At 39.4% G+C, this 22048-nt stretch carries 23 protein-coding genes; 8 read left to right on the top strand and 15 right to left on the bottom strand.

Annotated elements, in window-relative coordinates; all coding sequences use genetic code 11:
* The first annotated feature begins 327 nt into the window (after positions 1–327).
* The 4 genes from IQ259_RS23775 (at position 328) to IQ259_RS23760 (ending at position 3533) form a co-directional block, all read left to right on the top strand.
* Entirely contained in the window at positions 328–1197 is an 870-nt protein-coding gene (locus tag IQ259_RS23775; protein WP_228014738.1) for a restriction endonuclease, read from the top strand.
* A 45-nt stretch (positions 1198–1242) separates the two neighbouring features.
* Positions 1243–2550 carry a DNA (cytosine-5-)-methyltransferase gene (dcm, locus tag IQ259_RS23770; protein WP_193888481.1) on the top strand — a complete coding sequence of 436 codons (1308 nt, stop codon included), beginning with the start codon at positions 1243–1245 and terminating at the stop codon, positions 2548–2550.
* A 79-nt stretch (positions 2551–2629) separates the two neighbouring features.
* Positions 2630–3139, top strand: coding sequence for a pentapeptide repeat-containing protein (locus tag IQ259_RS23765; protein WP_193888480.1), 510 nt, complete (start codon positions 2630–2632; stop codon positions 3137–3139).
* Positions 3140–3167: 28 nt separating this feature from the next.
* Positions 3168–3533: a Lin0512 family protein gene (locus tag IQ259_RS23760; protein ID WP_193888479.1), complete on the top strand. Its 366-nt coding sequence runs from the start codon at positions 3168–3170 to the stop codon at positions 3531–3533.
* Positions 3534–3540: 7 nt separating this feature from the next.
* Here the strand turns inward: IQ259_RS23760 and IQ259_RS23755 are convergent, their stop codons facing one another.
* The 7 genes from IQ259_RS23755 to IQ259_RS23725 form a co-directional block, all read right to left on the bottom strand.
* Positions 3541–3813, bottom strand: coding sequence for a hypothetical protein (locus IQ259_RS23755; RefSeq protein WP_193888478.1), 273 nt, complete (start codon positions 3811–3813; stop codon positions 3541–3543).
* A gap of 107 nt (positions 3814–3920) precedes the next feature.
* Complete coding sequence (locus tag IQ259_RS23750) at positions 3921–5567, bottom strand: glycosyltransferase family 39 protein (RefSeq protein ID WP_193888477.1); 1647 nt, start codon at positions 5565–5567, stop codon at positions 3921–3923.
* Between the two features lie 110 nt (positions 5568–5677).
* Positions 5678–6421: an ABC transporter ATP-binding protein gene (locus tag IQ259_RS23745; protein ID WP_193888476.1), complete on the bottom strand. Its 744-nt coding sequence runs from the start codon at positions 6419–6421 to the stop codon at positions 5678–5680.
* A 229-nt stretch (positions 6422–6650) separates the two neighbouring features.
* A complete protein-coding gene (locus IQ259_RS23740; RefSeq protein WP_228014737.1) occupies positions 6651–7313 on the bottom strand; it encodes a PEP-CTERM sorting domain-containing protein in 663 nt (220 codons plus the stop codon).
* Positions 7314–7633: 320 nt separating this feature from the next.
* Positions 7634–7858 carry a ferredoxin family protein gene (locus IQ259_RS23735; protein ID WP_193888484.1) on the bottom strand — a complete coding sequence of 75 codons (225 nt, stop codon included), beginning with the start codon at positions 7856–7858 and terminating at the stop codon, positions 7634–7636.
* Between the two features lie 77 nt (positions 7859–7935).
* Positions 7936–9150, bottom strand: a complete 1215-nt coding sequence (locus IQ259_RS23730) for an ATP phosphoribosyltransferase regulatory subunit (protein ID WP_193888474.1) — start codon at positions 9148–9150, stop codon at positions 7936–7938.
* Positions 9150–10091, bottom strand: a complete 942-nt coding sequence (locus IQ259_RS23725) for a J domain-containing protein (protein WP_193888483.1) — start codon at positions 10089–10091, stop codon at positions 9150–9152. The genes IQ259_RS23730 and IQ259_RS23725 overlap by 1 nt, the downstream gene beginning before the upstream one ends.
* A gap of 218 nt (positions 10092–10309) precedes the next feature.
* On the opposite strand from IQ259_RS23725, the gene IQ259_RS23720 reads away from it, so the two are divergent.
* On the top strand, positions 10310–10549 hold the full coding sequence (locus tag IQ259_RS23720; protein ID WP_193888473.1) for a CopG family transcriptional regulator: 240 nt from the start codon (positions 10310–10312) through the stop codon (positions 10547–10549).
* Positions 10549–10905: a type II toxin-antitoxin system PemK/MazF family toxin gene (locus IQ259_RS23715; protein WP_193888472.1), complete on the top strand. Its 357-nt coding sequence runs from the start codon at positions 10549–10551 to the stop codon at positions 10903–10905. The genes IQ259_RS23720 and IQ259_RS23715 overlap by 1 nt, the downstream gene beginning before the upstream one ends.
* Before the next feature lie 111 nt (positions 10906–11016).
* Here IQ259_RS23715 and IQ259_RS23710 read toward each other — a convergent pair whose 3' ends face one another.
* Positions 11017–11415 (bottom strand): hypothetical protein, encoded by a 399-nt coding sequence (locus IQ259_RS23710; RefSeq protein ID WP_193888471.1) that lies wholly within the window; start codon positions 11413–11415, stop codon positions 11017–11019.
* Positions 11416–12404: 989 nt separating this feature from the next.
* Between IQ259_RS23710 and IQ259_RS23705 the strand changes: the two genes are divergently transcribed.
* Positions 12405–14528, top strand: coding sequence for a cytochrome-c peroxidase (locus IQ259_RS23705; protein WP_228014736.1), 2124 nt, complete (start codon positions 12405–12407; stop codon positions 14526–14528).
* Positions 14529–14840: 312 nt separating this feature from the next.
* On the opposite strand, the gene IQ259_RS23700 is transcribed toward IQ259_RS23705, so the two are convergent.
* From IQ259_RS23700 to IQ259_RS23690, 3 genes are all read right to left on the bottom strand, one after another.
* Complete coding sequence (locus tag IQ259_RS23700) at positions 14841–15839, bottom strand: glycosyltransferase (protein ID WP_193888470.1); 999 nt, start codon at positions 15837–15839, stop codon at positions 14841–14843.
* Positions 15840–15922: 83 nt separating this feature from the next.
* Positions 15923–16585, bottom strand: coding sequence for a DUF6391 domain-containing protein (locus IQ259_RS23695; protein ID WP_193888469.1), 663 nt, complete (start codon positions 16583–16585; stop codon positions 15923–15925).
* Positions 16586–16971: 386 nt separating this feature from the next.
* Positions 16972–17235 carry a helix-turn-helix transcriptional regulator gene (locus tag IQ259_RS23690; protein WP_096581660.1) on the bottom strand — a complete coding sequence of 88 codons (264 nt, stop codon included), beginning with the start codon at positions 17233–17235 and terminating at the stop codon, positions 16972–16974.
* Between the two features lie 476 nt (positions 17236–17711).
* Between IQ259_RS23690 and IQ259_RS23685 the strand changes: the two genes are divergently transcribed.
* Complete coding sequence (locus tag IQ259_RS23685; protein ID WP_193888468.1) at positions 17712–18689, top strand: carbohydrate kinase; 978 nt, start codon at positions 17712–17714, stop codon at positions 18687–18689.
* On the opposite strand, the gene IQ259_RS23680 is transcribed toward IQ259_RS23685, so the two are convergent.
* From IQ259_RS23680 to IQ259_RS23665, 4 genes are all read right to left on the bottom strand, one after another.
* On the bottom strand, positions 18686–19450 hold the full coding sequence (locus IQ259_RS23680; RefSeq protein ID WP_193888467.1) for an HIRAN domain-containing protein: 765 nt from the start codon (positions 19448–19450) through the stop codon (positions 18686–18688). The genes IQ259_RS23685 and IQ259_RS23680 overlap by 4 nt on opposite strands.
* Positions 19447–20346, bottom strand: coding sequence for a HipA-like protein (locus IQ259_RS23675; RefSeq protein ID WP_193888466.1), 900 nt, complete (start codon positions 20344–20346; stop codon positions 19447–19449). The genes IQ259_RS23680 and IQ259_RS23675 overlap by 4 nt, the downstream gene beginning before the upstream one ends.
* 30 nt (positions 20347–20376) lie before the next feature.
* Positions 20377–21102 carry a DNA/RNA nuclease SfsA gene (gene sfsA / locus IQ259_RS23670; RefSeq protein ID WP_193888465.1) on the bottom strand — a complete coding sequence of 242 codons (726 nt, stop codon included), beginning with the start codon at positions 21100–21102 and terminating at the stop codon, positions 20377–20379.
* A gap of 123 nt (positions 21103–21225) precedes the next feature.
* Positions 21226–21486, bottom strand: coding sequence for a hypothetical protein (locus tag IQ259_RS23665; RefSeq protein WP_193888464.1), 261 nt, complete (start codon positions 21484–21486; stop codon positions 21226–21228).
* Between the last annotated feature and the right edge of the window lie 562 nt (positions 21487–22048).

Below are 22048 nucleotides of genomic sequence, written 5' to 3'. Positions count from 1 at the left end.
CCTTTTAATTGCTGTGCAGTTTCCTTCAACAAATGCTTTAGTGAATCTGTTAATTCCATTGACACCTATGCACATCCAAAATCGAATCATCATTGAATTTACTACAAAAAGGGAAGGGAAAGGTTGCCGTTAGCAACCTTTCCCTTCCCCCCACCGGAATGATTATCATTTTCATAAGTTGTATATTTTATTCTCTGGAAGTCCCTTGAAACACAAGATGAATTCATCAGTATTTTAAGTGAACACACTTCTAGTCTTGAAAATTTCTTTACAAGAATAGAATCTTCTGAGTTACCAGTTAATCTGTTTCTTAAACACTTAGCAATTTTGACTGATTTTGGTGGAGAACCGTTTAAGAATGTAAATAAAGAATTTGCAAATTTGTTTCCAGATGGTATTTTGAAATATTACTGGGAAGAGCAAGAGCTTCTATATAAATTTAAAACATTTAATAAAGATCAAAAAATTCAAAAACCTAAATTTAGTAATGCTAGTTTAAAAATTAACAATAAAAATATCTCTCTCAAAGAAGCCAACAGTCTACATAGGAGGGTATCTATAATTAATGTTTTAACTGATTTACAGAAAGATGCAATAGCCTTACTTTTATTTGGGAGTGGTTATTCCAAGGCTAGTGAACAGACTGACGATGCTGCTTATACCTTAGCAAGATGCGAAATAGGTTCTTATTTAGGTAAACCGGATGAACTTAAAACATTTATTAATCAACGCTACATTTATGTAAGCCCAATAATTAAAGGGGCAAAATTTAATACTCTTGGTCAAGTTGCTCAAAAATATGTAGCAGAATATATTAAAAATAATTTTTATGAAAGCGAAATAACTGTAAAAATAGGTGGTAATTTACCTAATGTGACTCATGCTGATGACTCTCAAAGGAGGTTGACTTCATTTGATATAGTTGTCAGCAAGAATAATAAATACGTAGCAATAGAGGTTAGCTTTCAAGAAACAACTAATAGTGTAATTGAAAGAAAGAGTGGGCAAGCTAAGTCTAGATATGAACAAATAGATAAGGCTAGACATAAAATTGCTTATGTAATAGACGGAGTAGGGAATTTTAGAAGAGAAAGAGCCATAAAAACTATTTGTTCTTATAGCGACTGTACTGTAGCTTTTTCAGAAAATGAATTAAAACGTCTATATGAATTTTTAAAAAGCTTTTTTGAAACATAGAATTCATGTAAGATAAATCAAAGCTAAGTTATTAAAATATAAAGAATGACCAAAATTCGCTTTGTAGATTTATTTGCAGGGATTGGGGGAATCCGATTAGCGTTTGAACAAGCAGCGCAGTTAATCGATCTGAAAACAGAGTGTGTACTGAGTAGTGAAATTGACGAAGATTCTAAATTTGTATATGGTACTAATTTCTCAGAAGTACCTTTAGGAGATATTAAAGAAATAACAACATTACCTGAGCATGATGTATTACTAGCAGGTTTTCCTTGTCAATCTTTTTCCTATGCAGGTAAAAAAGAGGGATTTGGAGATACAAGGGGAACACTATTTTTTGAGATAGTGAGACTTATAGATACCCATAAACCAAAGGTATTTGTTTTTGAAAATGTTAGAGGTTTATATACTCATGAACAAGGAAAAACTTTAAAAACAATAAAGCATGAAATGCAGAAAAGAGGTTATAGCTTTGATGCTTTACTACTTAATAGTGCTAATTTTGGACTTCCTCAAAATCGTGTAAGGCTATATCTAATAGGTTTTTTAAATAAAAGTCCTAAATTAAATTTATTTTCAGATTTAGGCCCGAAGGATTCACATTCATTTAATCATAAACAGCTTTCTCTGTTTGAATCATCTGACCAACCTACACCTACAACGGTTACAGATATTTTAGAAGATGATCCTGATCCTAAATATAATTGCTCAAAAAGTTTTATTAACGCTTTGAGTAAAGTAGTTGGTAATAATTTTGAAAAGCTGCATGGTTGCAGATTAATTGATTATAGAGGAGGTAATTCTATTCATTCATGGGAATTAGGGCTTAGAGGTGAATGCACTCAGGAAGAAATAAAATTAATGAATCTCTTTATTACAAAAAGAAGAAATCAAGAATTTGGAAGGCATCAAGATGGTAAACTATTAACTCAAGAACAAATTGCTACATTTTATAAAAATCCTGAGCTTGGCAATATACTCAATTCTTTAGTATCAAAAAAATATTTAAAAATCGTAAATGGTAAATACAAACCAGTGTCTGGAAATTTTTCATTTGAAGTGTATAAATTTTTAGATCCTAATAAAATATCTGTGACTTTAGTGGCCAGTGATGCAAACAGGCTAGGAATATATCATAATGGGCGAGTAAGAAAAATAACCCCCAAAGAAGCAGCAAGACTTCAAGGTTTTCCTGATAATTTCATCCTTCATTTCAATGATGATAAAGCATATTATCAACTCGGAAATTCTGTTAGTATCAACGTAGTAAGAGTAATTTCTAAAGAAGTTTTGCTTAACTTGCTTGGAAATAAAGTATTTTTATCAGACTCACCTATGCTGGTATGTTATTGAAAAATATCAGGTTATAGAATTATACATAAATCATCTTGTACACGTCTAAATAGATGAAATTAAATTGGTTAAAAGTGCTATGAATTTTAGGTTAAGCGATCGCATTTGGGCAAGCATACTCAGTTTATTGCTGTGGGCAGTGTTTAGCATCACAGCAGCTTTTAGTTATACCCCAACAGCTTTAGCGCTCGAATACAACAAAGAAATATTAGTAGAAGCTGATTTTTCAGGACGTGATTTAACAGATTCTAGCTTTACAAAAGCTAATCTCCGTCAAAGTAACTTCAGCCATAGTAACTTGCGCGGCGTGAGTTTCTTTGCCGCCAATTTAGAGTCAGCAAATTTACAGAGTTCTGACTTGACAAATGCCACTTTAGACTCAGCACGTCTGATTAAAACAGATTTGACAAATGCCGTTTTAGAAGGTGCATTTGCCGCTAACGCCAAGTTTGATGGCGCGATTATTGACGGAGCAGACTTTACTGATGTACTGCTGCGTCCAGATGAACAAAAAAAATTGTGCAAGGTAGCTAAAGGTACTAATCCCACTACAGGAAGGGACACCCGTGATACTTTGTTTTGTCCTTAAACAGTAAAAAAATTTCCAGGAGGTGGCTGTGGCGCGTAAACGCTTAGTTATTGAGATGGGGATGGGTATCGATCAGCATGGACAGGAACCAACTGTAGCAGCTGCAAGGGCGGTACGAAATGCGATCGCTCATAATGCTTTACCTGGTGTTTGGGAAGTGGCTGGTTTGAATGACCCCAATGAAATGATTGTGGAAGTTCAAGTAGGAGTACCTTATCCCGAACAAGTCAGAACAGAAGAGGTTCTAGCTGTATTACCCTTTGGACGCAAAACTATCACTGTCGAGTCTGGGGGAATGGTAGTTCAGGGACGGGCGATTCCCTCTCTCAATGATAAAAATGATGAAATGTTGATTGCGATCGCTGCTGTGACAGTCTTAATTGAAACTGACTAAAACTCATTTACAGCTGTATTTCAGATTTTTGAACATCCTCAACAGAACTAGAAATTGAGGCTAGGGGTTGGGTGGACATATCTAGCTGTGGTGTTTCCAGTGATGCAGAGATCGAAGTGTCACTGAAGTAAGAACCAACTATCTTGTCATAGTTAGACGCAACGGCTAAAAACGCCCCACCTAAAATATAAATGGGCAATGGCAGAGTAAATTCTTTTAACCAGTCAAACAGTTCTGCCAGCGCGAACAGTACCACAAAGCAAGCAAGCCAAACCCTCATCTTTCCATCCCCAGTAACCAAACAACTCTACTAGTTTACTAATAGGGTAGACCGATTGCATGATACCTGATATTGACTGAATCAGAATATAGCGTTTCTCGTGTGAGTTAGAACCCGTAAGAACGGGGATAAGGTTTGAGCAGTGTTTTAGCCTGATAGACATAAACAACATTAATAGGCACTCCACCTCGTCGAATCACTACTTGTTCGATCTCATCTAAGCTGCGAAAGTGAGTTCGATAACTAGCCATTAAGTCTTTTCTCAGATTAAAAGGGGCAGTAGTGATATACAGCGCGTCTTTTCCTAGCCATTGTTCGGCCTTAGACCAAAAAGCAAAGCCACGTATATCATTGCCAATATCAAAGCAAGTGATAGGAATTTGAGCTAGAGGTTGAAGAGACATGGCGATCGGGCCGCCTAGATAATATCGATTAGTGAATATAAAGCTAGAGTTTTGTAGCGCAGTTTTTAAAGTTGGAGATTCACTAAAGCTGCGTCGTAGTTGTTGAATATCAATTAGTTCTTTAGAAGGGTCATGTTGAGGCGGTAATATTCCTCCCATCAGAGCGTATTGACTAGGTTTTTGTAGAATTCCGATTGTTAATTGCAGTAGTAAAATCAGTATGATACTAGCAATCATAATTCCCGAACCTAAGAGCCATCGCCGTACCCAAGTCCGGGATTTTTTTCCCCAAATAACTGCCTGATTTCCTAGTAGCAAAGTTGTCCCCCAAAATCCTGGCATTGCCCAAGCTGGCAAAATTTGCCTGTATCCACCTATGAAAGTAAATCCTAAAATTACAGGTAGGGAAACCCATAAAATTAATAATTTTGCAGTTGTTAAATTATCTTCGTAAGTTAGTGATTTTTTCGAAAAAACTTGCTTTATTTTTCGCAGTAATGGTTGCAAACTTACATAGGATAGAGGAAATCCTATAGTGGGAAATAGGTAAGCTACCTGAGCTAAATACACTAATCCTACATTTAGGAAGTTGTAGCCACTTTTAGGTACTGCTCGTTCTGACTGAAAACTGAAAGATACCCAATCATGCTGCATATTCCAAAACACAATTGGGGAAATGGTGATCATAAATAATCCTAAACTCAACCATGCCCAAGGCGATCGCACAACAAGCCGATGCGGTGGACTAGTTAAACAAAAACCAACTAACCCTAGCCCCAAAATAAAACCATGATATTTGCTATTACAGGCTAACCCGACCAAAATACCCAAAATTGCTAAACGATAACTAGGAATATATGAATTAGCAGCGCCAATTTCATCTTGCAATGGCTGGCGGAGAAATTCGGCTACAGCACAATATAAACCAGCCGACCAAAAAAACATCAGTGGGCTATCGGGCAAACTTAGGATACCAAAACCAATTTGAAAAATAGGAGTGATGGTGGCGATCGCTAAAGTCAAGTTGGCTGCTTTGGCAGAAAAGATTCTTTTGCTAGTTAGATAGAGAAATATTAAACTGCCTGTATAGCAAAGTAGCGCTCCTAGACGAATGCTAAATTGCGATACCTCTCCTGTTAACCACGGCCCAAAACCAGTTGTCAGCGCAACCATCGCTGGATGATCGAAATAGCTCCAGTCAAGATGCAAACTGTAAAGGTAATAGTAAGCTTCATCAAAGGTAGGGTAAAGCCAGAAAGCAATTGTGGCTCTAAATAACAATCCCCCGAATAATAAACAAAGCACTGATTGATTAGTTTTTTGAGCTAACCACTTTTGAGCTATTTGCATTTATTTATATTTTGTTTTTGGTATGCACCCCAAATCATAAACTCCAGCTTGCCGAAATCAACGCGAGATTTCGAGAATCTAGCAAACAAATTCTTGGTGTCTCTTTGTTCTTAATGTCCTTTCCCCGCACCTAAATACAATTCACCAACTTTCGGGTCTGTTAATAATTGTTGACCAGGGCCAGAAATAGCATCGCGTCCAGACTCTAGGACATAACCGCGATCGGCCATTTCTAAAGCTTTACGAGCATTTTGTTCTACAAGTACGATCGCAGTACCACTTTGATTAATTTGTTTAATCTGCTCAAATACTTGCGTTACCAAAATCGGAGATAATGCCGCCGAAGGTTCATCTAATAGTAATAAACTGGGTTCTAGCATCAATGCTTTGCCCATTGCCAGCATTTGACGTTCTCCGCCAGACAGTGTACCAGCCCGTTGACGACGGCGATCGCTCAATCTCGGAAACATCGTAAATATTTTTTCTTTGACGGGTTTAAGCGGCGCATTACTCACAAACGCCCCCATTTCTAAATTTTCTTCCACACTCAAAGAAGGAAAGACATTGGCAATTTGTGGTACATAGCACATCCCCTTCTTGACAATTTGATTTGACTTCAGTCCAGCAATATTCTCTCCCTTAAAGGTAATTGTGCCTGTATGGGGTGTTAACAGTCCAAAAATGGTTTTTGCTAAGGTCGATTTACCCGCACCGTTGGGGCCAATCACTGTTACCAATTCTCCGGCTTCTACCCGAAAATTAACACCTTGCAAGATATCTACATCTTTGATGTAGCCAGCGTAGACATTTTTTACTTCTAGTAACGGAGCAGAGTTATTAACTGAACCTGACATACAATCCTTGAATTAATCAAATTTTATGATGCGATATCTGATCTACGAGAGGCTGCGCGTAGACTTCGGCGTGAGCTTAGTCAAACGCTTGCTTCCCCGTTCGCGTAGCGTTCCGTAGGAAAGGGATACACGTCTACGCATAAATTTTATTTACTGTAACCGCTTGAAAGAAAAAAACATAGGTAAAAAACCTATGTTCACTTACAAATACATATAATTCTATTGAAAATTATTTAGACTTATTTTTTTTACTCCGACTGACTGCAAAGTATATTCCCATGAAAGATAAAGCTGCTAGTCCAGTCGGTTCTGGAATTTGAATCGTCACTTCCCCAGTTGCTAACTCCCCATTATCACCCACCTCTCCAATGTAAAGGTACAGTGTATTAGCTGTGGAAACAGGGCTTGTGAGGTTAAATTGTACTTGACCATTGTCTCCCAAGCTGACAAACCCAAATATTAGACTAGGGTCAGTAGTGGAATTAGCATCAAAACTTCCCAGGGTAGCCACGGCGTTGTTAATATTACCACCTGTACTACCAAATAAATCTGGAGCCGTAGGAGGGCGCTGGGTTCCGGGGGTGAAAATAGTTCCCGCTGAACTAAAATCGAACACGTCTAATGCGGAGATGCTGTTAACATCTGCTGCACTATTAATTAAATTGGTACTAAGTTTGATTGCGTCTAAATCAAAGCCACTCACCTGACCAGGAGAACCACCAGTGCTATTACTATTATCCCTAATGACAATGGAAGTAATATCACCAAGGTTTGAGGCAGGAATTTCGGCGCGGAAAACAGCAGTAATTCCGGGAGAACCACCAGTTACACCTGTTAGCTTGGTAAAGTCAAGGGTTAATGTTGCTGCTGTAGCACTTTGACTTGAGATCAAGCTGATAGCTAACGTAGCTATACTAGACGTTAAAAACTTAACACTAGGAAAACTACTTAGGTTTTTCATGAATTTTGGGATCTTGTTCAAAAGTAAACGCTAATATTACTTATGCTTTCAAATTTAGCTTAAATGCTACTTGAGGTAATTAACTAGATAGCCTATTAATTATTGCAATAAATACATCAAGATTATATGAATTTTTTATACGCTACTGTTAGTAGTGTCATGGATTAATGCAAAAACAGGCATTGGAGTAACTTTGCCAATGCCTGTTTGCTAAATAACGATTATGGTGTTTTTATCCAAACCGTATTGGATTACGATATTTTTTGCAAATCTGGCCGTTCTTCAGGAACGATCGCACCTGCTACTGGGCATACTTGGATACATATACCACAATCAATGCAGGTAGCAAAATCGATCCAGTACCAATCGCTTCCTTTAACATTTTTACCTGGACCTTCATGGATGCAAGCTACAGGACAAGCATCTACGCAGTCGGCGACACCTTCACAGACATCAGTAACAATTGTGTGTGGCATTTGATAGATTCCCCTTTTGGCGTTGGTGAATGGTTGATAGTCAACCGTCAATAAACTATCAACCATTGACCTTTGGACTATTGACTAATACTTTCTATTGTGGGTGATCCATCGGCTTTAATCCAAGCGATTTGGGCAATCCGGCGATCGCGTGCATATTGGCGGATAGCTTGTGCATCTCTTTCTCCTAATTCCATTTCCACAATTACCAAATGGGTTGAATCACGGAGTTTTTGAGCATAGGCAAAAGCCGCCGCCTCAGCGTTGTCGGTTTCTGGTACTACTAACCAATTGCTGGCAGGAATATCTTGCGGCAATTGCCCAGTTGATAACAGAACTTGGTATAAATCTTCAATGTCGAGGACAAAACCAATTCCGGGGATGTTTTCGCCTTGGGGGTGATAAAGTCCTAAAAGTTGGTCGTAGCGACCACCCCGCCCTAAAACTCTGGCTGGGTAATCGTTGTTGCTGACAATTTCAAAAACTATACCAGTGTAGTAGTCGATAGTTTGGATCAAACTCAGATCCAAGATCACAGGAAAATTCCTTTCTAATTCTAGTAACTCTACTAGAGATTTGAGGTGATTTACTGCCTCTTGCTGTTCTGTATCTAAACCCAGGCTACTGACTTTTTGTAATACATCTTGACTTTTGCCACGCAGATCGAGCATGATTCTGGCGCGATCGCGCAAGTCTTCACTCAAGGGCAAAGTATCAATCGTTACTCGATCAAGATGAGCGATCGCCTGACGCACTTTTGCTTGTAAATTAGCCGGAAAAGCCTGCAACAGCGATCGGGTAATTCCCGCCTCGCCTAAAACAATCCGCCAATCTCCCAAACCCAGCGCTGCTAAACAATCACCCACCAATAGCAGCACTTCGCCATTAGCCCGCAGTCCACCAACACCTAAAAGTTCCACACCAGCTTGATAAAATTCTTGCTGATGATTGTGCCGATTTTCCCAAATGCGCCGAAAGACATTGGCATTATAGTAAAGTCGCTGCGGATAAGTCAGACCTGCCATGCGCGTAACAACAGCACGAGCGATCGAGGCTGTCAGTTCTGGACGCAACCCTAATTCTTCATCTTCAGAATTTTGCAGTTGAATCACCATCTGGCGTTGAATTGCTTCCCCCGCCATCAAGGTGTCCATGCGTTCCAGCGTTGAGGTAATAATCTTGTGATATCCCCAACGATGGAACACTTGCTGTAATCTGTCTTCAATCCAGAGTTTTTGAGCCACGTCTAAAGGTAATAAATCCCTGGCTCCTGCTGCTGGTTGATACACCATTATTTTTTATTCCCACCAAACAAACCTCCAAATAAACCTCCACCTCCAGATTTATCTGGTTGTTTATTCCCAGTTTTGGCAGATGGAGTCACTTTAGTACCACTTGATTGTTGACCCAAAGCTTTATCTATTTTAGGTTTCCATGCGATCGCTATTTGGTCGTTCGGGTCTAATTTTAAAGCATTATCAAAATGAATCTTGGCCATTTTCAGCTGATTTTGCTTTAAATAGACTAAACCAATCAAACTATGGCAGCGGCCACTCTTCGGTGCAAGTTTCAAAGCATCCTGCAACTCAACTTTAGCTTGAGCATATTGGTTTTTCTCAATCAGAGTTTGCGCTCGTCTGATATATTGTTCCGCCGCTGAGTCTTCTTTTGGCGGCGCTGGTGGTGGTGGCGGCGCAGATTTCTTATTTAGGGGTGTGTTGGAAGTTGACTCAGGCTGTGAGGCTGCGAAAGCTTTACCCGCACTCCGCATTAAATAGACTAAGTTCAACTCGCTAATTTGAGCAATAATAGGGATGACTTGCTGTAAGGAATTGAATTGAGTTTCAGCAATTTTAGCGATCGCAGTTTTATAGGAATGATCAATATTTGGAGCAGCAGCCAGCTGTCTGGCTAAATCGGTAGTAAGTTCTATCGAAGCCGAATCTTGTACCAAACGCTTACCCATTTGAGACAAAATTATCATGTATTCTGTGCGGCTGCGTTCGCCAGATAGCGCTTCATAAGCTGGGTTAACCAACTTAGATAATAATTCACTAGCCAGCTTTTTTTCTGTAGGAGTGGCAGAAGTATTACTGTCAGGATGCAAACGCCGAGCAATTTGCAGATAACGCTTGCGGATATCTTTAACATCCGCATCTACTGGAACGCACAAAACTGCGTGATGGTCTATAAAGTCATATTTAAATAATCCACGGTCTATTTTTAGCGACATAGGTCGGTGTTGCACCAAAGGAGTCATAAGATTCCTTCTAGTTTACTTCGCTATATCAGTGGATCGTCAGTAGCAATTTTACGCTTAGTCAATAGTCAATCAATTTTAATCCACAAGAGGCAAACAATTTTGGATTTTAGATGAAAATATTCTCCTAATCCAAAATCCATATGGTATGATAAGTGAATAAGATATTATAGTAAGACTAAAAAATACTCTTGGTTAAGAAAGTTACGATCACCCTTGACGATGAAATTCTGGCTTTTATCGACCGACAGGCGGCGTTAGTTGGAGACACCCCCAACCGCAGTGGCTATGTAAACTCTGTTTTAGCAAAACACCGTCGCACCGTTTTGGAAGCTGAAATAATCGCAGCGCTCAAAGAAGATGCTATGAGTCCCGAATATCAGTCAGAGATTGCAGCTTGGGATACCGTTGCTGGAGATGGTATTGAATAATGCCAAACGGTATTTTGGCTTATCAACGCGGGGAAATTCGCTGGGTAAAACTCGATCCAACACTGGGTGCAGAAGCTCAAAAGACGCGTTCTTGTCTAATAGTTCAAAATGATGTGATGAATCAATATGGCTCTTTAACTATAGTGATGCCATTTCGACCTAGCACTAAAAATGCCCCTTATGTAGTGAATGTCAAAGCTACAATCAACAATGGTTTAGATCAAGACCGCTATATTGATGTTGCTCAAATTCGCAGTGTTGATAACACTCGGATATTGGGGTTGACAGGAATTTTAGAAGATGAATATTGGGAAAAAATTCGTGATGCGTTAGATATAGTTTTGAATTTTGCATAAAAAATCCAAAATTAAAGTCATGGAGTACTTTGTTTCTCAAAACACTAAAAATCTCTACTACCCAAGAGGCAAAGTAGAGATCACAATTGAAGACATTGGTTTGAGATTGTTTTAAAACTGAGTAACTGTCAAACGTAAACCAGAATCTAGCCGGGGAGTCTTTAAATAGTCAACTGGTTCGCCGTTACGTTGAGCAGGTTGGTTGTTTGTGCGCTTTTCGCATTCCTTAATCGCCGCTTCTGGATCGTTAAGAATCTCCAGAGGTTTAATATTTTTACATCCTTTCTCTTCGCGGACTCGGCCAATAGAGTTAGCAATTTGTCTTAAAGCATTAGCGCGATCGCTGGCGTTACCTGCACTACTGTTAATTGTGACTGGTTCGGTGATTAAGGTAGTCGCCTCGTGGCGTTCGATAGTCAGTGGATCGACATCTGTTGATTGAGCGTGGACAGGACGAGCTAGTGCGATCGCACCAACAATAACAGCTAAAGCTATAAGTGGGCATTTCATACTTCAACCCCTGAATTAAGTTACTTGTGATACCTACAAGCGCAATTCCATGTTATCCGCAAGCAACTAAAATGTAATCTCTAGTAAAGCTAACTGCGTTCAATCAGAGGTAGGGCGGCATCATCTGCCCAAAAGTCCGTATATGCGATCAGGCTTCAGCATAGCTCCGCTTACCGCACATTGGCGATAGATCAGAAATAAGGATTTCCACATGGAAGGAGAACAGCAAGAAACTCTGCTTCTCCATCATTACATCTTGAACACTACCCAATACCTTAGCCTATTTTATTAGCCCGGATTATTGCCAAGCCTACCTTTTTAGGTCGTATTCATCATGTTTGTACAGGCGTTAAACCCTCGTAAGTAGAAAGGTGCAAATAAACCGAACTATGTAACGGAAAGTAAAGTAGCTTGAAAACCTCTTCCCTTCTGCCTTCTGCCCTCTGCCTCCTGCCTTGTTATAACGACAATTTTTAACACCGACCTACTTACATTGGCGAAGATATTGCTATATTACAAAGAATATTTTGTCAAAAAAGTTTTATTTTATACTTTATAAAGTATTACTAATTATCACTTCGATGGTTTATTAGCAGCGATCGCGGTTCATAACTAACTAATAGTTTAGCTATGGCGATCGCAAAAGCAAAAAGTCTTTGCATATATATAAATCTTACTAATTACTACTCAGTACATTTAGAACTAAAACTCCCTGTGTCAAAAGTTTAGGCAATTTAATTGATTGTTGAGCAAATAAAAGTTGTATCTATTACTGTCTTTACTAAGTATTTTTAAGTCAAAAATTCGCCGTAACCCTAGAATCATTAGTGGCGGAAAATAAAGCAAATATTTTGTTAAAATACTGTCGTAAATCTACTGATAGTGCTAATATACTAACTTAATTAAGTACTTTAGTACTACTTAAGGGAAGATTCAGCCTTCCTGAGTCAGCATCAGATTCATCGTTCCCACGGCTATAACGAGGTCATATGATACATTCAAGTGGAACATTAGCAATATTGCTGATGCTGTTTATGGTGTTTTTTTGGATTTATTCAGCGTTTAAATCCAGAAAATTAGGAAAATATTCGCGTCCTCTGGCAATTTTTCTTATAGTTTCTCTGGCGATCGCTAGTGGAGGTGTTGTATCAGCACAATTAACCCTAAACCCGGCTCCCTTAAATGCCATAACTAGTCTTCCACCAGCTACAGTTGGAGATCCTACCCCGGCAAACCCACCACTCCTGACAGCAGTAGCTGAACCAAGTAATCTCGGAGACTTTGTACGAGACCAAGCAGCCTTACTCCAACTAGGAAAGTCCCTATTCTGGGATATGCAGCTTGGTAGCGATGGTATTCAGTCCTGTGCTAGTTGTCACTTTCATGGCGGTGCTGATAACAGATCAAAAAATCAAATTAGCCCTGGCCTTTTGGCATCACTAAAAGATATCACTTTCCAGGTTGGTGGTAATCCAAACTATCAACTCACAGCAGCAGATTTTCCATTTCACAAACTAGCAAATCCTGATGATCGAACTAGTACAGTTCTTTCTGACGTTAACGATGTCGCCTCCTCCCAAGGCGTATTTAATAGCGTTCTTGTAGCAACCGTTCCGGGTCAAGCAGAGGATAATGTTACATCTACGCCAGATTTAGACGGTTTTCAAATCAATGGAATCAATGTGCGCCGAGTTGAGCCACGTAATACCCCAACGGTAATTGATGCCATCTTCAATAAAATCCAGTTTTGGGATGGTCGTGCCAAGGAAACCTTCAATGGAGTGAACGGAAAAGGAGCAGCAGACCTGAATGCTAAAGTTTTCAAAGCTTCAGGACCAAACCAACTAACTCAAGTTTCCATTTCGCTCAATAATTCCTCTATAGCTTCCTTAGTAACTGAACCACCATTGAGTCCATTTGAATTGTCTGCTGATGGTCGTACTTTACCTGAAATCGGTGCTAAGTTTCTGCGACGAAGAGGTCAGAAGCTCAAAAGTCTTAGACCGCTAGGCAAACAAATTGTACATCCGCAAGACAGTGTTTTAGGATCTTTTAGTCGATTCCCCAATAAAGGTCTGTCAATCGGAGCCTATGATCGGTTCATTCAGAAAGCCTTTAAGCCGCAATGGTGGAGGTCAAAGTCTATCATTCAAGTTGAGAGTGATGGAACAATAACAATCCTCTCTGGAGCGTTGGCTAGCACTACCGATGAATCTCTGACGACTGATGAATCTCTGACGACTGATGAGGCTTTCACTACTGACGAAGCTTTCACTACTGATGCGGCTTTCAGTATTAATTCTTTGGCTACCTCTGCCGATAGTGAAGAAAACGTGGTTTTATCTTCAAATCAGTTCACTCTCAGGGACTGGAACTTCTCCTTGTTTGCTGGGTTAGCAATGCAAAAGTATATGTCTACTCTTGTATCTAGCCAGACACCTTTTGATAAATTCCAGGCTGGAGATACCAATGCTCTAACCCCTCAAGAAAAAAGCGGTCTAACTTTGTTTGTTAATACTACGGCTAATGGTGGCGCAAATTGTAACGTGTGTCATACTGCTCCAGAATTCACGATGGGTTCGGTAAGAAGAACCGCAGGAATAGCTTCTACTGATTCTGGGAATCCACTGATTAACAATTTTGGCAATGGCTTCATTGCTAACTACGGTGTTAGACCAGCTTCCGAAGACCCAGGAGCCGGAAACTTTACTACATCAAGATTCAAAATCCCTGGACTCCGTAACATCGCTTTGACAGCACCATATATGCACAACGGTGGTATGGCAACTCTGGAGCAAGTTGTTGACTTTTACAATCGTGGTCGAGGTGACGATGGTGGAGCAGGTGTAGCGCCATTGAACTTAAACTCGCAGCAAAAAGCTGATTTGGTCACTTTCTTGAGAACCGGACTTACTGATCAGCGAGTCCTTCTGGAGAAAGCGCCCTTTGACCATCCACAATTGTTCATCCCCAATGGACATCCAGGCAATCAATTTTCAGTGACTCCTAGTGGTAATACGAATGGAACTCCTACTGCTACAGATCAGCTAGTGGAAATACCCGCAGTTGGTAGCAATGGTGTCACTACTCCCCAGCCAAATTTCTTAGATTAGGACTCTAGACTGGATTTAATACCAGTTAGTTTTTCGGCATTGCTGAATCAAGGGATAATTCTTCTAGGTTGGGCATTTTTTTGCCCAACCTAGAAAACTTTAAGATTAGGGTAGTAATGATGGAGAAGCAGAATTTTTTGCTGTTCTCTTTCCATGTGGAAATCCTTATTTCTGAGTCTTTTTCCACATACTTGGAGAATCATATGGGTATCATTTGCTATTTCATCCATTCATTACTTGTGTAGCGCTACCCAATCACAGAAAATAGCACAGATATACCGTGATCTAAATAATTTTACTGCTTTACATAAATTAATCACGAAAATATTTTTTCTTCACCTTACTATATATATTTTTAATCATTAATTTCCTTAACCGTCCTTGTGTCAAACTTTTGATATTGGGTTGATAATGCTGCTTGTGGTCAAAGAAGTCATTTAATTCATTTAAAATGACTTGCAGCTTTTGAATAATATTTTCATGGCGATACTCTTTAATTACCTGTTCTGATAAAACCAAAAATGATGAAGAGTTAATCAGCTTCAAAATACGTTGAACATCATACTCTTGAGAATAGCCAGCAATTTTATAACAATTAAAACCAGGATCTAAATAATCTGAAAGTCCACCATTAACGCTAGAAAATACTTGACAACCACAAGCTAAAGCTTCCATTGGTTGCAAACCAAAGCCTTCACTCACTGACTGTTGCGCCCAGTATTCAGCAGAATCATAAAGATAAACTTTGGCTCGATTAAATAATCCAGGTAGATCCTCTACATAATAATCAATTACCTGCACATTACATTTTTGCTGTAAACTAGGAATTAGTTCTTTTAATAAATATTCAGAAGATTTTCGTACCTGAACTAAAACATCAATATCCCGCTCCAGATGTAAATTTTTAAATTCAGGACTAATTTCGTTAGGTAAATAATAAAGGAGCGCATTAGGAGACTTTTGACCCCAATATCCCAAGGTGTTGCGACTCACAGTAATAATAGGAATACTTGCAGGTAAATTAAATTTGTAACCCGCACTGTGGGCATGATAAACCACATTATATTGCTTGAGTTTGGCAGCTAATTTAGCTATATCAAAGCCCCAACTCATGACAAAAATAACATCATTTAAATTTGATTCTGTAAGCAAATCATCTAAAAACAGCTTACCCGTTTCCCTTTGGCGGTAAGTAACTACATCAGCACTACAAACTTGTTGAGCAAGTTTCAAAGTTTTTAATTCTGCCCACAAACCACCACAAGCGAATTTGTTACTGGTTCCAGGCACTAAAAAATAAAGCTTTCGCATTTTAAATTACGAATTACGTTAGCGAGTCTTGCCTACGGCACGCCAAGGGCGAACGAGCGTCATTACGAATTACGAATTACGAATTATAAATTAGCTTCTCGCCATTTTACCTTGACAAAATGCCCCTGCCGTCCCCAAACATCACGAGTTACTGTAATATTTTCAATTGTCAGATTAAAAGGAATAGCAGTTGTCAGATAACGCTGTGCTATTGAACCTATATCCGGGGCAATTTCTGATGCTGTTGTAGCGGCCAACCCTAAACCAATCAATTGCTCAACTGGTCGGAACGGTAGTAACAAATGCACACCTACAGCTAGTCCGGCAGTTAGCAGCATTGCCACTGATAGATTTGTGCCACAACGGGGATGCACTGCCAAATCCCACTCACCATGCGTGAGGCGATGGAGGGCTTGAGTAACTGCACGTCGCAAGTTACTGATATTGACTTCACCATAGAGGTAAAATCCCTGGTCAGTAGACAAACCGCCCAATAGTTCGTTATCGATTTGTATTGTGTTGGGTCTTCCTGGGGGAGTATAGGTATTTTTTGCCTCACTGAGAACCCAGACAGTAGCATGTTCTAGAGCGTGAACTTGCCGCAGCATCAGCATTTCTTTTAACCCTGGAACGAATGATAGCTGTTTTAGTAAATCGGCATCTAGGGTAGATTGAGGTGTAGTGAAGTCGAAGCTAAAAAAGTTAAAGGAAGACGAGCCAGCTTGAACAGAAGCAGAAGTTTCCATAGCAACATTGCTCCCCAAACTAATGGAGCAATATAGATTTCTTATAAATGTAGCGCTTGCAGCATGGGATTATTGCTAATTTTTATTGATGACTAGTTAAATATTTTTTGAATTATGGTGAAATGTTCCGTTGATACAGCTTTGTAAAACTGTATCAACGGTAACAGCCTCGCACGATAACCAATAGCCTGAATATTCCGTTCTGCTTGATATAGATCCTAGCGAGAACTAAAGGTTCACGCTCAAATAGATGCATGAGGAGGAAAACAAGCAGTGAACCGTTAAAATGTTGTAGCTGTACGCCAGACGAAATTTATTGCAATATTTAGATGCGATTTATGGCATCTGCCAAACGCCATTGACCTGCATCTCTATTAGCACATAATTCATTCGTTCTGGTTAGGTAGTGAACAGCAATTCACATCATTCAAGCAAACCTTGCCCCACTGTAAAGCCCAGCGGACAAGCGCCACTCGGTTTTCTGTTTGGGTTTTGGTGAGAATGTTGCTGATATGGTTATCAACTGTTCGTTTACTGATTTCTAGTTTTGCTGCAATCTCTTGGTTAGTTAAGCCAGCGGCCACTAAGTCGATAATTTGCAGTTCTCTGTCTGACAGAGTAACAGGGGTCTGAGACTCGCCACCAGCCATGACTGATTCTATCCTCCCTTGGTATATGTACTTAATCACTCTCTTTAATTCTAGAAGATTCTTTTGTTGGTAGGCATTTGAAGTGTTAGCTGCAATACGATTGACAATAATTTTTTTCAACTTCAACTGAATGAAAAGTTCATATTTTGCTAATCATTAGTAATAAATAATACAAATTTAAGTATGCTTGTTAAGCATTTATATTTATGAAAAAAAACTGCCATGAGAGCGTATACGTCAGAGGGAGTAACAAAAAATGCTATTGAATTCCATGAAAGACTGGCGACAGATAATGAAGATTATTGTAGATTTTATACTGACCTCAAAAGAACTGAAAAGTCAGGGGTCAATATGGAAAACTCAAAACTTAGAATTCAAAGTTCAGGCAGAAAACATTCTGAGTGGCAGTTTCTCATGAATTCTCACTTCTGGATTCTTCTCAACTTTCTCAACCCAAATCGAAAATTTGAAATGAAATGAGCTATCCCCGCGTTTTGTGTCTTGGTGAAATTCTGTTCGATTGTTTAGCCGATCAATTAGGGCTAAAGCTGGAAGAGGTGCAATCCTGGACTCCCTATCCAGGAGGAGCGCCAGCTAATGTAGCCTGTGCTTTGGTGAAACTGGGAACTTCCGCTGGATTTGTCGGAGCCGTTGGCGAGGATGAACCAGGGAATCTACTGGTTAATTTATTACAAGAAGTTGGTGTAGATATAACAGGTGTACAACGCCATCCGACTGCGCCAACACGGCAAGTTTATGTTGTGCGAGATTTAGCAGGCGATCGCAATTTCGCTGGCTTCGGTCAATATGATACATCTGAATTTGCTGACACCCGCCTACAAGCCAAGCAATTACCAACTCTGCTGTTTCAAGAGGCAGATTTTCTAGTTTTGGGTACTTTGGAATTAGCTTACCCTGAGAGCGAAAAGGCAGTTTACCGGGCTTTAGAGTTAGCAGAACAATTTGACCTCAAGATTGTATTGGATGTTAACTGGCGACCAGTATTTTGGCAAGATGAAAATATCGCGCGGCAAAAAATTCAAGACATATTTAAGCGTGTTGATTTTCTCAAACTTTCCAAAGAAGAAGCCGAGTGGCTATTTGACACCGCAGATGCAGGAGCTATTACTTACCGTTTAGATTCCGTTGAAGGGGTGCTGGTGACAGATGGGGAAAACGGTTGCGCCTATTGTTTAGGCGGTAGCGAAGGTGTATTACCTTCTTTTCCTGTGACTGTGGCTGACACAACTGGTGCGGGAGATAGCTTTTTGGCAGGATTTATCCATCAACTGAGTCAGCATGGTATCCAGAAATTAGAAGATGCAGAGGCAGTAAAACATATTGTCACTTATGCCAGTGCTGTAGGAGCCTTGACTACCATTAAACCAGGTGCGATCGCTTCTCAACCTACCACCGCAGAAGTCGAAGCTTTTCTCGCGGCTCATCAACTTTAAGTAGCAGCATAACTAGTCGGGATATCAGCAGCGATCGGCTGATATTCCTGACCGGAATATGGGTGAAATTCTTGCGGCCATTCTGTTGTCATATTGCATAACAAACGTAACTGGAGTGGAGTTGGTGCAGGGTTAATGCGCTCAACGTGAACTTTTACAAGTTCTGGATTTCTGTTCTTGAGTTGAAAAACATCATCCACAAGATACCGAGGACAATAACCTACAATATGATGATCCTCAGTGCATAAAAGTAATGCACGCGGGTCATAAGGATTTTGAAATTCGTTAGCTAAATATAAAAGTTCACCCATATTGAATTGATTAATTCTTTCAATTGCACAAGTAGGTAAGTGTCTCAGTCCATGTGCAAAAAAGTGGATGTAGTACAAACCATTTTCATCTGGTTCTGGACAGGGGAATACTTCAAAATTATCTGTTTCTTTACGCCCACCACTACGAGCCAAAATAGCAATTGGGTCATCTTCACCTTCAGGAATATTTAACCATTCGACATAATTTTTGTAATTTGGCCGAGAACGCTGCATTAATCGATTAGAAAATAAAGGGAATAGATGAATCGATTTATATACCATGTTTAACTTTGGGAAAGCCAGCAATAGTTGAAATTCACACTTGCGTTGAGCCATTGCTGCGCCTTGTGTATAAACAAACTGGTATTGTGTCCCATCAAATGTTAACCGACCGATGGGAAACCAAGCACGACTTTTGGGATCTTGCCAAGCTAAAAAAAGTGTTTTCATCGCAGGGTGTCTCGTAGCTGTAGTAGGCGAATTTGATTGAATTCCAGTATTTTTTGTGCAAACTCAATTGCTGTTTTTGATATTCGATGAGATGGAATGCGTTCAAAAAGCTCTAACGTATCATTGCTCGACACTCTTGCTAGTTTGTTTAACCACACGCTGGCTGCATCTGGATAGCTTTGCTGCGCTTCACGAAATGCTTCAAAAGTTTTGAGGCGTTTTTTTTCACTAAAACTAGTATATATTAATGAACTGCATTTTTCCGCGTACCCTATGACAGACTTATTATTTAGCTTGAAACTTCGTTTTTCATCCAACAGTTCTCTACCCATACTAGAGGCGTGATCATAAGTTGGTGCTAAATAAATTTTTTCTTGACAACTTATAAAAGCCCAGTTTTCATGATGCCTATCAGTGTTACCAATCCAAGCATCTAAAAGTAAATACCCAACAAAAGTTTCTGTTGCATGAGTGATTCCTTCTGTTGCTTCCCAGCCGATAGGCAAATTCGGCGAAATATCTACAATCGAACTAAATATATTATCGATTGTGTGATGAGATAAGTCTTTAGAATCTTGAGGATAATTAGGTACTCTTGGGGCGAGAATTTCACTACCCAGCGTCAAAATTCCATTTTCTGGTAAAAATGAGCGTGAAATAACGCCAGATTCACCATTAAATATTGCAAGTTCATAATCAGCATGGGGTAGCATTAGCAAATCACACAAGTGGGCTGCTATTTTTTCTGCCCAATCTTCTCCTGTATTTTGTCTAGCTTTTTTATACAGGCAAAGTCTGTCTTGATAGCGAAACCAGAACTTTTCCTTTGTTCCTAAATGTTCATCAGCTTCAGGTGCATTTAGGGGAATCTCAATGATAGGAAAATGTTCTGGCATGATTTAGCTTGAGTTTTGACAGTCACTAGTTTAAATTATGAGTTTTGCCAAACCTAAATAACGGATACCTTCGGGGGAAATATCAAACCGACAAGGTAACACTTCTAAACCAAGGGCGATCGCTTGCCGCAATAACTTACCATATACTGGGTCTGTACTATCCCCAGGGGCAAACTCTGTACAATCACCCCGATTGATAAAATACAACATTGCACTACGATTTGAAGGCAACAAGGCCATCAGTTCTCGTAAGTGCTTTTGTCCTCTTGTGGTTTCTGTGTCAGGAAATAATGCTAAATTTCCTTGAACCCAAGTCGTATTTTTTACTTCTAAATATATTGGACGTTCTTCTTCACTACCTGTCAAAAAGAAATCCACACGGCTTTTTTTATCCAAGCCATAAACCACTTCACCTTTAATTTGGCTGTAGTTACCTAATTCGGGAAATAAATATTTTGCTAAGGCTAGTTTGACTACGCGATTAGGTAAATTTGTATTCACTCCTACCCAAGTTGGTTCGTTATCGTGTACTTGAATCAGTTCCAGGGTATAAGCAAGTTTACGGTTAGGATTATCACTTTTAGACAACTGTACCGCACTACCAAGGGTGGAAACTCCAGTCATTGGCCCTGTATTGGGACAGTGCGCTATCACAACTTCGCCATTAGCAAGTTGCACATCAGCAAAAAAGCGCTTGTAGCGCTTGAGTAAAACACCAGGGTAGAGAGTGGGGTAACGATAAAGCCAATCAAGCATTGTTTTGCAAAGCCAAGCATAGATGCACACAAAATCATATCTTGGTTTGTCTTTGGTTGGAGAAGAAAAACTGCGTTTTTACTAAACAAAAAATAATGCTTGGTTTATTTCATCTGTTAATTATCAATCACAGAAATTATCCACTCTGATATCTCGTAAAATCTCAGAAACCTGCCACCCGGAATTAGCCACAGATAAAACAACAGGATTATCCCGCGCTGGAATATAGTTGGCTTCGCTATTTTCTACTATATTGAATATCTGTTTTTCCTCGACTATAGGTTCTTGGCTCTCAAAATCATCTACTGAAAGATTCTCTTCTTCTATTTGTTTTATCTTTTTGAGGATTAATTTTTCAGATTTTTTGATTAATCGTATATCCATGATGATTTTCTAAGCCTTAGAGAGTGACAAAAAATAAGCAAACAAAGAGTAGATTCTTAGAGAGTTCAAGAACTTCTTCCAGAACCTTGAGCGAAATCCGCAAAAAAGTTTTATGAAGTTGGGTATTGGAAAAATTACCTAAGGAAATCTAGGATACATCAAAATTGATTTAAAATATGCAAATTAAACTGAAAAATTTCTGGAATTGCAAACCAAAAATTAAACCAAATTCATTGGTTTAGTGTTATGCACTTACTAGGAATAAAATCAAGCCATATCAAAGATATTGTCGTTAGATAAGTAGACAGGAGCGCTTTGCCCTAGAAAACAAAGGCGACAGCTGGGCGTTTTATTTTTGGGACTTCCAGAGAATAAAGTATACAACTTATGAAAATGATAATCATTCCGGTGGGGGGAAGGGAAAGGTTGCTAACGGCAACCTTTCCCTTCCCTTTTTGTAGTAAATTCAATGATGATTCGATTTTGGATGTGCATAGGTGTCAATGGAATTAACAGATTCACTAAAGCATTTGTTGAAGGAAACTGCACAGCAATTAAAAGG

Source organism: Fortiea sp. LEGE XX443 (genome assembly GCF_015206815.1).
GTDB lineage: Bacteria > Cyanobacteriota > Cyanobacteriia > Cyanobacteriales > Nostocaceae > Nostoc_B.
Note: the sequence above shows the minus strand (reverse complement) of the source record. Positions and strands in the feature narration are given on the sequence as shown.